Annotated in this window: 8 protein-coding genes; 6 read left to right on the top strand and 2 right to left on the bottom strand. The window is 61.5% G+C overall.

The window, feature by feature from the left end; all coding sequences use genetic code 11:
• Positions 1-51 precede the first annotated feature (51 nt).
• Positions 52-534 carry a thioredoxin-dependent thiol peroxidase gene (gene bcp / locus KBW81_RS05960; protein ID WP_254248670.1) on the bottom strand — a complete coding sequence of 161 codons (483 nt, stop codon included), beginning with the start codon at positions 532-534 and terminating at the stop codon, positions 52-54.
• 94 nt (positions 535-628) lie between these two features.
• On the opposite strand from bcp, the gene KBW81_RS05965 reads away from it, so the two are divergent.
• The 6 genes from KBW81_RS05965 (at position 629) to uvrA (ending at position 11,657) form a co-directional block, all read left to right on the top strand.
• A complete protein-coding gene (locus tag KBW81_RS05965; protein ID WP_254248671.1) occupies positions 629-3,940 on the top strand; it encodes a YhdP family protein in 3,312 nt (1,103 codons plus the stop codon).
• The gene (gene queA / locus KBW81_RS05970) at positions 3,937-4,995 is read left to right on the top strand and encodes a tRNA preQ1(34) S-adenosylmethionine ribosyltransferase-isomerase QueA (protein WP_254248672.1); all 1,059 of its coding nucleotides are present in this window, start codon (positions 3,937-3,939) and stop codon (positions 4,993-4,995) included. The genes KBW81_RS05965 and queA overlap by 4 nt, the downstream gene beginning before the upstream one ends.
• Positions 4,996-5,087: 92 nt before the next feature.
• The gene (locus KBW81_RS05975; protein WP_090184023.1) at positions 5,088-6,365 is read left to right on the top strand and encodes an MFS transporter; all 1,278 of its coding nucleotides are present in this window, start codon (positions 5,088-5,090) and stop codon (positions 6,363-6,365) included.
• A gap of 66 nt (positions 6,366-6,431) precedes the next feature.
• Positions 6,432-7,013, top strand: coding sequence for a DUF924 family protein (locus KBW81_RS05980; protein WP_254248673.1), 582 nt, complete (start codon positions 6,432-6,434; stop codon positions 7,011-7,013).
• A 75-nt stretch (positions 7,014-7,088) separates the two neighbouring features.
• Positions 7,089-8,489 carry a dihydrolipoyl dehydrogenase gene (lpdA, locus tag KBW81_RS05985; protein ID WP_254248674.1) on the top strand — a complete coding sequence of 467 codons (1,401 nt, stop codon included), beginning with the start codon at positions 7,089-7,091 and terminating at the stop codon, positions 8,487-8,489.
• 288 nt (positions 8,490-8,777) lie between these two features.
• Entirely contained in the window at positions 8,778-11,657 is a 2,880-nt protein-coding gene (gene uvrA, locus KBW81_RS05990; RefSeq protein WP_254248675.1) for an excinuclease ABC subunit UvrA, read from the top strand.
• A 69-nt stretch (positions 11,658-11,726) separates the two neighbouring features.
• Here the strand turns inward: uvrA and KBW81_RS05995 are convergent, their stop codons facing one another.
• A complete protein-coding gene (locus KBW81_RS05995) occupies positions 11,727-12,584 on the bottom strand; it encodes a hypothetical protein (RefSeq protein ID WP_254248676.1) in 858 nt (285 codons plus the stop codon).
• Positions 12,585-12,661 lie beyond the last annotated feature (77 nt).

A 12,661-nucleotide genomic window follows, 5' to 3' on the forward strand; every position in this document is an offset into this window, starting at 1 on the left:
TATGGGGGCTGGCCCCCATGTCAGGCGCCTCATCTAACATGGCCCAAAGCATCAAAGCGCGACCGCCGCCGCCAGCACCGCGTCCACATGCCCCGGCACCTTTACCTTATGCCAGTCCTGCGCGATTTTGCCGTCCGGGCCGATCAGAAAGGTTGTGCGCTGGATGCCGAAATACGTCTTTCCGTACATCTGCTTTTCCGCCCACACGCCGTAGCGTTCACAAACATCGCCGTGTTCATCCGACAGCAATGCAATGCCCAGTTCGCGCTTGGCGACAAACTTGTCATGCTTGGCCACCGGGTCCTTTGATACGCCCAGCACAACCGCCCCGGCCGCCGCGAATTCGCCTGCCGCGGCGGTAAAATCCAGCGCCTCTGTCGTGCAGCCTGGGGTGTCGTCGCGCGGATAGAAGTACAGCACAACGCTGCGCCCGGCGTAGTCCGACAGGCTGACCTGCGCGCCGCCGTCGCGGGGCAGTGTAAAATCCGGGGCGGTATCGCCTTGGCTGGGGTGCGGGCTAGACTCTGACGGCATGGTATTCCTCGCGCGGGTTTGGGATATGTGTTTACTTGTTTCGTTTTAGCCTGTGGTGGGCAAAGATAAAGCCAAAGGCAGGCCAAGGCAGGATATGACGCAGACCGATCAGCCACCGCAGCCCCAGCGGCGCAAGCGCGGCGACCGCCGGGGTAAGGGGTTTCATGCCTTTCGCACCTTGCTGTTGCTTCTGGTACTGCCGGTCGTCTTTGCCGTGATCGCGCTTGTGATGATGTTCGACCGTGACATTACTGCGCCGTCTTGGGTGACAGATTTGGTGGCAGAGCGGGCCAGCACCATGCTTGGCGGGGGCAGCATCGACTTTGGCGATATCACGCTGCGCGTGGGGCCGGACCTGCATCCGCGTGTGCGATTGTATCAAACGCAGGTGGCCGATGCGGCGGGCACGCCGCTTGCGCAGATCGACACGGTGGATGCCACGATCAGCCCGCGCGGGCTTTTGTTCGACCGCGCAGCCTTGGTGCAGCGCGTGGCCCTTTCGGGCACGGCGATTGACCTAACCCGCGATGCGCAGGGCCAGATGCGGCTGACATTTATGCTGCCGGAGGCGGGCAATGGCGCTTTGCTGGCGGACGGCCTTGTCGGGCTGGTGCGCCAGATCGACACGCTGCGTGACCGGCCTGTGCTGGCGGCGCTGGAAAGCCTGACGCTGGACGGCCTTGACGTCACCTACCGGGACGAGCGGGCAGACCGGACCTGGACCGCAACGGGCGGCAGCTTTGCCTTTGGCATCGACGCGCAGAATACAACGGCGACTGCGCAGTTGCAGGTTGCGGGCGATAGCGGTGTGTCGGGGCTTGGGCTGCGGCTGGACAGCCCGCGCGGCAGTGACGCCGCCGCGATTGCGATTACTATAACTGACGCACAGGCCCGCGATCTGGCCAGCCAATCCGCTGCGCTGCGTTTCCTTGGCGCGCTTGATGCGCCGCTGTCGGCCAGCCTGCGCACAGGTCTGAATGCGCAGGGCGAACTTGGCCCCTTGAACGCGACACTGACGATCGGTGCAGGCGCGTTGCAACCGGGCCCGCAGACCGCGCCGCTGCGTTTTGACGGCGTCACGGCCGCGCTTAGCTATGATCCGCAGGCGCAGCGGCTGGAATTTAGTAACGTCAGCATCGCGTCTGAATGGGGCAGCTTGCAGGCACGGGGGCAGGCGTTGGCCCGCGATTTTGATCGCGGCCTGCCGGATGCGCTGGTGGGGCAGTTTACCCTGACCGATATCGCACTGAATCCGGCGGGGCTGTATCCGGCGCCGATCACGCTGGATCAGGCTGACATTGACCTGCGCCTGCGGCTTGACCCGTTCCGGCTGGATATGGGGCAAATCAGCCTGTCCGACCCGTCCTTGACCCTGACCGCCAGCGGCGCGCTAAATGCCACGCCGGACGGCTGGAATGCCGCCGTCGATCTGCAAAGCCCTGCGCTCAGCGCCGCGGACGTGCTGCGCCTGTGGCCTGATGGTATTCGCCCCGGCACGCGGCGCTGGTTCACCAACAATATCTTGGCAGGCGATCTGTCGGACGTCGTTGCAGGTTGGCGGATGCGTCCCGGCGAAAAGGCGTCGCTGGCCGCAGGTTTTGCCTTTGACGGCGCCTCTGTCCGGTTCCTGAAACAAGAGCCGCCGATTGTGGATGGCGCGGGTTATGCCACGCTGGCGGATGACGCCTTCGTGCTGCGTTTGGACAAGGGCCAAGTCATCGCGCCGCAGGGCGGGGCGCTGGATGTAGCGGGATCGGTGCTGCAAATCCCCAATATCCGCATCAAATCGGCACCGATGGTGCTGGATGTCGCGACAAGTGGCAGCATCACCGGCACGCTGGCCATTTTGGACCAACCGCCGTTCCAATACCTGACCAAGGCGAACTTGCCCGTCACGCTGGCCGATGGGCGCGCTTCGGTGCACGCCCATGTGACCTTGCCGCTGAAGCCTAAGATTGCACCGGACGAGATTGCTTTTGACGCCACAGCAAACCTGTCCCGCGTGCGCAGCAGCACGCTGGTCAAAGGGCGGACCTTGGCGGCCAGCGATCTGGCAGTCAGCGTGGACCGCACGGGGATGCAGATCAGCGGCCCAGCAACGCTGGACGGTGTGCCGCTCAATGGTCAATTCGTGCAGGAATTTGGCCCCAATCGGGGACCCACACAGATTACAGGCCGCGTGAACATCACCCCGCAAGCGCTTGAAATATTTGGTATTGCGCTGCCTGCGCGCACGGTCAGCGGGGCTGGGACCGGGCAGCTTGCTGTGACGCTGGCCAAGGGCGCGGCCCCGCGCTTTACCCTGACGTCCGATCTGGTTGGGCTGGGCCTGTCGGTGCCCGCCATCGGCTATACCAAATCGCGCGGCAGTTCCGGCACGCTAGAGGTCAAAGGCACCCTTGGCGCCAATCCGGCTGTCGAGCGGTTGTCGCTGCGCGCGCCTGGTCTGCAGGCGACAGGTGCCGTCAGCCTGACCACTGGCAACCAGCTGGATGCCGCGCGCCTGTCCCGTGTCGTCGTCGGCGATTGGTTCGACGGCGCTGTCACCCTGCGCGGACGCGGCAGAGGCCGCGGCATCGGGGTCGAGGTGCTGGGCGGCGCGCTGAACCTAAGCCGCGCCAGCTTTGGCGGCAGTAGTGGCGGCGCGGGCGGCGGATCGGGGCAGGGCCTGCCGATTTCCGTCCGGCTGGACAGCTTGACCATCGCGCAAGGGCTGCAACTGACCAGCTTTCGCGGCGATTTCGACACCACGGGCGGTTTTGGCGGCGACTTTACCGGTCTGTTCAACGGCCAAGCCGGGATCGCGGGCAGCGTATCGCCATCGCGTGGGCGCAGCGCGGTGCGTATCCGGTCGGACGACGCGGGCGCGGTGCTGCGCGCGGGCAAGTTTTTGGACGGCGCATTTGGCGGAACGCTGGATCTGACCTTGGTGCCTGCGGGGGACGCGGGCACATTCGACGGCACGCTGGGCCTGCGGCAACTGCGGGTGCGCGACGCGCCCGCAATTGCCGAATTGCTGGACGCCATCAGCGTCGTGGGTCTGCTGCAACAACTGGACGGTCAAGGCCTCGCCTTTGACGAGGTGGACGCGCAATTCCGCCTGACCCCCAGCCAGATCGTCGTGACGCAATCAAGCGCGGTGGGGCCGGGGCTTGGCATTTCGCTAGATGGAATCTACACGCTCGGCAGTCGGGCTGTGGATTTTCAGGGGGTGGTGTCCCCCTTCTATCTGCTGAACGGGATCGGCAGCTTTTTGACCCGCAAGGGCGAGGGGTTGATCGGGTTCAACTTTACGGTGCGCGGCACACCCGGTGCACCGCAAGTGGGGGTGAATCCGTTGTCGGTCTTTACCCCCGGCATGTTCCGCGAAATCTTTCGCCGCCCTGTGCCAGAGGTAAGTCCATGAAACTGTCCGATTTTGATTTCGACCTGCCGGAAGGCCTGATCGCAACCCGCCCCGCACGGCCGCGCACGTCGGCCCGGCTGTTGGTGGCGACCCCGGACAGCATCACCGATGCGGTGGTGTCGGGTCTAGGCGACTGGCTGCGCCCCGGCGACCGGATAATCCTGAACGACACCAAGGTGATCCCCGCCCGCCTAGAAGGGCTGCGCCACCGCAGCGGCGAGGCAGGTGATACCGCCGCCCGGATCGAGGTGACGTTGCTGCAACCCACCCCGGATGCCCATTGGATGGCGCTGCTCAAGCCGCTGAAAAAGGTGCGCGACGGCGAAGAGATTGTGTTCGGCGATGATCTGCGCGCCACTGTGGTCGGGCGCAGCGATGGGCAGGCAGAGCTGCAATTCAACCTGACGGGCGACGACTTTGATGCGGCCCTGCTGCAGGTCGGCGCGATGCCGCTGCCCCCTTATATCGCGGCGCTGCGCCCGGCGGATGCGGCAGATAAGGAAGACTACCAAACCGCTTGGGCCCGCCATACCGGCGCTGTCGCAGCCCCCACCGCATCACTGCATTTCGATGCCGCATTGCTGGACCAGTTGGCCGCAAAGGGTGTGCAGTTTACCCATGTGACGCTGCATGTCGGCGCTGGCACGTTCCTGCCGGTCAAGGTGGATGATGTCAGCGAGCATAAAATGCACAGCGAATGGGGGCAGGTGACGCAGGCCGCCGCTGACCAGATCAACGCAACACGCGCCGCAGGTGGGCGCATCATTCCCGTGGGCACCACGGCTTTGCGCCTGATCGAAACCGCCGCAACCGATGATGGCGTTCAGGCGTGGGAAGGGCCGACGGATATCTTTATCACGCCCGGTTTCAAATTCCGCGCCGCTGATGCGCTGATGACCAACTTTCACCTGCCCAAATCGACGCTGATGATGTTGGTGAGTGCGCTGATGGGGCAGTCGCGGATACGTGATGTTTACAAACACGCGATATCCAGCCGATACCGCTTCTTTTCCTATGGTGATGCTTCGCTTTTGCTGCCACAGGGCGACGCTTGAACATTAGCGACACATGGTGTCGTTTTCAGTCCTGACATCGGCCCAAGTGGACCGATAGACGGCGACTAGATCTGGCCCGAAAGGCACCCGCGATGATACAAGTTCTTGGCAGCTCTTGGGCGCTTTTCCTTGGCATGTTCATGCTGATGATCGGCAACGGCCTGCAAGGTACCCTTCTTGGCCTGCGCGGAGAGATTGAGGGCTTTAGCACCCTGCAACTGTCGATCGTCATGTCGGGCTATTTCGTCGGCTTTCTATTCGCGTCCAAAATGGCACCCGAAATGATCCGCCGCGTCGGTCACGTGCGGGTCTTTGCCGCGCTGGGGTCTACGATTTCCGCTGTGCTGATCATGTATCCGGTGCTGGCCGATCCGATCGCTTGGACGCTGGGCCGCGTCGTCATCGGCTTTTGTTTCTGCGGCGTTTACGTCACTGCCGAAAGCTGGCTGAACGATGCGTCCAGCAATGAGACCCGCGGCCAAGCGCTATCGCTTTATATGATCGTGCAGATGGCGGGCATCGTGACTGCGCAATTCATTATCACGCGCGGTGATGTGTCGGGCTTTGTGCTGTTCATCGTGCCCTCTGTGCTGGTGTCGATGGCCTTTGCGCCCATCCTTTTGTCGATCAAACCGACGCCCGCCTTTGGCCGCACTAAGCCGATGAAAGTCGTGCAGTTGATCCGCACCTCGCCTTTGGCAGCGGTCGGTATGTTCCTGCTGGGCGGCGTGTTTTCGGCGCAGTTCGGCATGTCGGCGGTTTACGGCGCGCGGGCAGGTTTCAGCGTCGGAGAGATTTCTTTGTTTGTGTCGGCCATCTATCTGGCGGCCCTTGTAGCGCAGTATCCGATCGGCTGGATGTCAGACCGCCTTGACCGCCGCATTTTGATCATCGCCGTGGCGCTGATTGGCGGGGTCGGGTGCCTGGCCGGTGCGTTCTGGCCAGCGTCCTATACGCTCGCCGTGGTATCCGGCGCACTTGTCGGCGGCACGTCGAACCCGCTGTATGCGCTGCTGATCGCCTATACCAACGACTACTTGGAAAAAGAGGATATGGCCGCTGCATCCGGTGGTTTGCTGTTCATTAACGGTGTCGGTGCGATCATGGGTCCGCTGACGCTGGGCTATATGCTCGATACTATGGGGCCGCGCGGATATTGGGTGTTCCTTGGCGTGCTGATGTTTGCCGTCGGGATGTACGGTATCTTTCGGATGACCCGCCGCAGCCGCGCCGATATCGGCAATGATAATGTGACCACCTATGCCAACTTCCCCATGACCACCTCGCCGATCTTGGCCGAGATGGCGCAAGAGGTCTATTTGGACGCCGAAGAAACAGGAGAGGCCGCACTGGCCGAACCTGCGGAATAACACTTGTCTTAGGGTCAACCGTCTGTTTGTCTGAGGCTAATCGCGCCAGACAAAAAGGGCCATATTGTGAAAACCGCTCAGGATGTGTTGGCCTTTTGGCTAGATGAATGTGGCCCTGCCGACTGGTATCGGCAGGATGATGCGCTGGATGCGCGCATCCGTGACCAGTTTTTGGCGACATGGAATCGCGCGGCGGATGGCCACCTTGGCCTTTGGCTGACCTGCCCAAGCGAGACGCTGGCCTATATCATTCTGACCGATCAGTTCCCGCGCAATATGTTCCGGGGCCAAGGCGACGCCTTTGCCACCGACGCGGTGGCGCGGGCGGCGGCCAAGATGGCAATTGATCGCGATTGGGATATGCAAATCGATGCGCCCGCGCGGCAGTTCTTTTACCTGCCGCTGATGCATTCGGAAAACCTGACCGATCAGGACCGCGCCGTGCGCCTGTTCCACACCCGGATGCCGGATGCGGGGGGCAGCAATCTGACCCACGCCCGCGCGCACCGCGCGATTATTCGCGACTTTGGCCGTTTCCCCTATCGTAATGACGCGCTGGACCGCGCGACCACAGCGGCAGAGGCGCAGTTTTTATCGGGTGGCGGTTACGGCACGGCGCTGCGCCAGTTGCAGGCCGCAGACGCCTGATTGCGACCTCTGGCCATTCGGCTTATAATAGTTCAGTATTAAACCAGTTTTCAACGGACCCGCAGGAGAGACCGCATGGCCGCCCAAAACTTTGATGTGATCGTGATTGGTGCCGGCCCCGGCGGCTATGTTGCAGCTATTCGTGCAGCGCAACTGGGCCAGAAGGTTGTGATCGTTGAACGTGAAAATCTGGGCGGTATCTGCCTGAACTGGGGCTGCATCCCGACAAAGGCGCTGCTGCGCTCGTCCGAGGTCTTCCACCTGATGCACCGCGCCAAGGAATTCGGCCTGTCGGTGGAAAAGCCGGACTTTGACCTGACCGCCGTCGTTGCGCGGTCGCGTAAAGTCGCAGGCCAGTTGTCGGGCGGCATCGGCCACCTGATGAAGAAAAACAAAATCTCTGTCGTCATGGGCGAAGCCAAAATCACCGCCAAGGGCAAGGTTTCGGTCAAGACCGAGAAGGGCAGCGAAGAGCTGACGGCGAAGAACATCGTTCTGGCCACCGGCGCCCGCGCGCGCAACCTGCCGGGACTAGAGGCCGACGGCGATCTGGTCTGGGCCTACCGCGATGCGCTGCAGGCCAAGCGTATGCCAAAGGATCTGCTGGTCATCGGATCGGGCGCGATTGGCATCGAATTTGCCAGCTTCTTTAACACGATGGGGTCGAATACGACCGTCGTCGAAGTTATGGACCGCATCCTGCCCGTCGAGGACGCCGAGATTTCTGCCTTTGCCAAGAAGCAGTTCGTCAAGCAGGGCATGACGATCATGGAAAAGGCCATCGTTAAGCAGCTGGACCGCGACCCTAAGGCGGGCAAGGTCACGGCGCATATCGAAGTTGGCGGCAAGATCGAAAAGAAGGTCTTTGATACCGTGATTTCTGCCGTGGGTATCGTCGGCAACGTAGAAAACCTGGGCCTGGAAGAGCTGGGCGTCAAGATCGACCGCACCCATGTTGTGACCGATGAATACTGCCGAACCGGGATCGAGGGGCTTTATGCCATCGGCGACATCGCCGGCGCGCCTTGGCTGGCGCATAAAGCGTCCCACGAAGGCGTCATGGTCGCAGAGCTGATCGCGGGCGGCCACCCGCATGCGGTGAAGCCCGAAAGCATCGCGGGCTGCACCTATTGCTATCCGCAGGTCGCGTCCGTCGGATACACCGAAGCGAAAGCAAAAGAGCTGGGTTTTGACGTCAAAGTTGGGAAATTCCCCTTCATCGGCAACGGCAAAGCGATCGCCTTGGGCGAGCCTGAGGGCATGATCAAGACGGTGTTCGACGCAAAAACCGGCGAGCTGCTGGGGGCCCACATGGTCGGCGCGGAAGTCACCGAGCTGATCCAAGGTTATGTGATCGGCCGCCAGCTAGAGACGACCGAAGAAGACCTGATGAACACGGTCTTCCCGCATCCAACACTGTCCGAAATGATGCACGAAAGCGTGCTGGATGCTTACGGGCGTGTGATCCACATGTAAGCGTTTTAGGGCGAGGGTGCTGGGGGCGCTGCCCCCGGCCTGCGGCCTTCCCCCCGGGATATTTGGGACGAGAAGAAGGAGGACTGTCTGCGCAAGCGGGCGGTCCTTTTTATTGCGCGGTGGAGGGGGCGCTGCCCCCGCCGCTGGCGCGGCCCCCCCCGGAGTATTTTGGGCAAGATGAAAGGGGAACCGGACTGAAATGGGGTATGTTCATCGTTTGTTCATTTTTGGGGCTGGCAATTGGGTTTTGGCTTGCTATCTGATGGGGGACACCGCCTTGGGGGCAAAATGGCCGAGCTGAAGAACATCGAAGTGCGCGGCGCGCGCGAACATAACCTGAAGAACATCGACGTGGATATTCCGCGCGACAAGCTGGTGGTGATCACCGGCCTGTCGGGGTCGGGCAAATCCTCGCTCGCGTTTGACACCATCTATGCCGAAGGGCAGCGGCGCTATGTAGAGTCGCTGTCGGCCTATGCGCGGCAGTTCCTTGATATGATGGAAAAGCCTGATGTGGATCACATCAGTGGCCTGTCGCCTGCCATTTCGATTGAGCAGAAGACGACGTCAAAGAACCCGCGCTCTACCGTTGGCACGATCACCGAAATTTACGACTATTTGCGTCTGCTGTTCGCGCGCGCTGGCACGCCGTATTCGCCGGCCACGGGCCTGCCGATTGAGGCGCAGCAGGTGCAGGATATGGTCGACCGCGTCATGGCGATGCCAGATGGCACGCGCGGTTATATGTTGGCCCCGATCATCCGCGACCGCAAAGGCGAATATCGCAAGGAATTCCTGGATCTGCGTAAGCAGGGTTTTCAGCGGGTCAAGGTGGACGGCCAATTCTATGAACTGGACGAGCCGCCAACGCTGGATAAGAAATTCCGCCATGACATCGACGTCGTGGTCGACCGGATCGTTGTGCGCGAGGGGCTAGAGACGCGGTTGGCGGACAGTTTCCGCACCGCGCTGGACCTTGCCGACGGCATCACCGTGCTGGAAATTGCCGCCCCTGCGGGGGAGGAGGGCGCGCCAGTGGTCGAGCCAGAGCGCGTGACCTTTTCCGAGAATTTCGCCTGTCCGGTGTCGGGATTTACCATTCCCGAAATCGAGCCGCGACTGTTTTCGTTCAACGCCCCCGTTGGCGCTTGCCCGGCCTGTGATGGCCTTGGGGTCGAGCTGTTCTTTGACGAGCAATTGGTCGTGCCGGATGTGACGCTGAAGATTGCGGATGGTGCGCTGGCCCCTTGGCGCAAGGGCAAGAGTCCCTATTTCCTGCAGACGATCGAGGCGATTGCCAAGCACTACGGCTTTAACAAAAACGCGCGGTGGAAGGATCTTGATCCCAAGCACCAAGAGGTGTTTCTGCGCGGGTCTGGCAAAGAAGAGATCAAGTTCCGCTATGATGAAGGCGGGCGGGTCTATCAGGTGTCGCGTCCGTTCGAGGGCGTCATTCCCAATATGGAACGCCGCTACCGCGAGACGGACAGCAATTGGATTCGCGAGGAATTCGAGGGATTTCAGAACAACCGCCCTTGCGGCACTTGCCATGGGTTCCGTCTGCGCGAAGAGGCGTTAGCGATCAAGATCGGTGGCTTGCACGTCGGCCATGTTGTGCAGATGTCGATTGCCGAAGCCTATGACTGGTGCCTTGCGGTGCCGGACCAGCTGAGCAAGCAGAAGAACGAGATCGCCAATGCGATCCTGAAGGAAATCCGCGAACGGCTGGGGTTCCTGAACAATGTCGGCCTGAACTACCTGACGATGGCGCGGAATGCGGGCACGTTGTCGGGGGGCGAAAGCCAGCGGATCAGGCTCGCCAGCCAGATTGGATCGGGCTTGCAAGGTGTGCTGTATGTGTTGGACGAACCCAGCATCGGTCTGCACCAGCGCGACAATGACCGCCTGCTGACGACGCTGAAAAACCTGCGCGATCAGGGCAATACGGTGATCGTCGTCGAACACGACGAAGAGGCGATTCGCGAGGCGGATTACGTCTTTGACATCGGCCCGGGGGCCGGGGTGCATGGCGGCAATGTCGTGGCCGAGGGGACACCGGCCGAGATTATGGCCAATGAGAACTCGATCACCGGGATGTATCTGACGGGCAAACGCGAAATCGCGGTGCCCGCCGTGCGGCGCAAGGGGAACGGTAAGAAGCTGACGGTGGTAAAAGCCACCGGCAACAACCTGCACGACGTTACCGCCGATTTTCCGCTGGGCAAATTCGTCTGCGTGACCGGCGTATCGGGCGGCGGCAAGTCCACGCTGACGATCGAGACGCTTTTCAAGAACGCCGCGATGAAGCTGAATGGCGCGCGGCAAGCGCCCGCACCCTGCGAGACGATCAAAGGGTTCGAGCATCTGGACAAGGTCATCGACATTGACCAGCGTGCCATTGGCCGCACGCCGCGGTCCAACCCCGCGACCTATACCGGTGCTTTTACCCCGATCCGTGACTGGTTCGCAGGCCTGCCAGAGGCGAAGACACGCGGCTATAAGCCGGGGCGTTTTTCGTTCAACGTCAAGGGCGGCCGCTGCGAGGCCTGTCAGGGCGACGGCGTTATCAAGATCGAAATGCACTTTCTGCCCGACGTCTATGTCACCTGCGAAACCTGCAAGGGTCAGCGTTATAACCGAGAGACCCTTGAGGTCAAATTCAAGGGTAAGAGCATCGCCGATGTTCTTGATATGACTGTGGAAGATGCGCAGGAGTTCTTTCAGGCGGTCCCTTCGATCCGAACGAAAATGGACGCGCTGGTGCGGGTTGGGCTGGGCTATATCAAGGTCGGCCAGCAGGCGACGACCCTGTCAGGCGGCGAGGCGCAGCGCGTCAAGCTGAGCAAGGAGTTGGCGCGTCAGTCCACGGGCCGCACGCTTTACATCCTTGATGAGCCGACGACCGGTCTGCACTTTGAGGATGTGCGCAAACTGCTGGAAGTGCTGCACGAACTGGTGGATCAGGGCAACTCGGTCATTGTGATCGAGCATAACCTTGATGTCATTAAGACGGCGGACCACCTGATCGATATCGGCCCCGAGGGCGGCGATGGCGGTGGCCGGATCGTGGCCGAGGGCACACCGGAAGAGGTCGCCGAAGTCGAAGAAAGCCACACAGGGCGATATCTAAAGCCGATGCTGCAGCCCAAGCGGGTCGCTGCGGAATAAAAAACTGCCGCTGCGTTTTGGCGCAGCGGCGGGATGCCTCCGGCGGAGGTATTTAGGACCAGAAGAAGGTCAGACCGCGCCCAAGATCCGGATCAGTTGCAGCAGGTCATAGCTTTGATCGGGCAGGGCGATGATCTGGTTGTCGAGGACGGCGTAATTCTGACCATCGCCCAGTGCGGGCAGATTGTAGCGGTTGATCAGCTGCTCTTGCGTCAGGGCCGCATCGGGCAGGACCGTGATGCTGTCGGCAAGCATTGGGCGGGCCGCCAGTGTATTGATCGTCATCAGCTTTTCGTAGTCTTCCGCGCTGAGCAAAACCGGGCGACCGTCGATCACGGCATAACGTTTGCCTTCAGGCTCTGCCGGCAGGTCGAAGATCTGGCGGATCTGGGCAGAGGTCAGCGCTGTGTCGCGCGGTGCATCTGGGGCGGGAACAGCTGGGGTATAGGCGGTCCAGCGGTCGTCAAAGACGCCGCGTAGCGCATCCTGATCATAGCCTGCCCAGTCCTGATAGGTGACACCCTTTTTCGCAAGGCCAGGTGGCACGCAGGGTGGGTCTTTTTTCGCAAGGCCCGGCGGGCAGTTGGCGATGGTCCGATAGTCGTCGTTTGTAAACTGCGCGGCGCCCATATCGGGGGTCAGATAGATCAGGCCGCTGGCTGCGGCGATGCCGGTTGCGATGCGGGCCAGATCAGCGTTGCCGCCTCGGGCGTTATCGTTGCTGTGTTCACGCTCTGGTCGGTCATGCTTTTTGCCGTTTCCGTTTCCGCGACCATTGCCATTGTTGCCATGCCCGTTGCCATGGTTTTGGGCGGATTGCGCATTTCCGCCGCCATGGCCTTGGCCTTGGCCTTTACCCTTCGCCTCGGCCACGAATGGCATGGCTGTCAGGGCCGCGATGGCGGTGAATGTGACGATATTTTTCATCTGTCGGTCTTTCCAGTGATCCGGTTCACAGGAAAAACGCAAAGCCCGGCGCGCCGTTCCGTGCGCGCCGGACCTGT

It is taken from the genome of Loktanella salsilacus (assembly GCF_024206795.1).
Taxonomy (GTDB): domain Bacteria; phylum Pseudomonadota; class Alphaproteobacteria; order Rhodobacterales; family Rhodobacteraceae; genus Loktanella; species Loktanella salsilacus.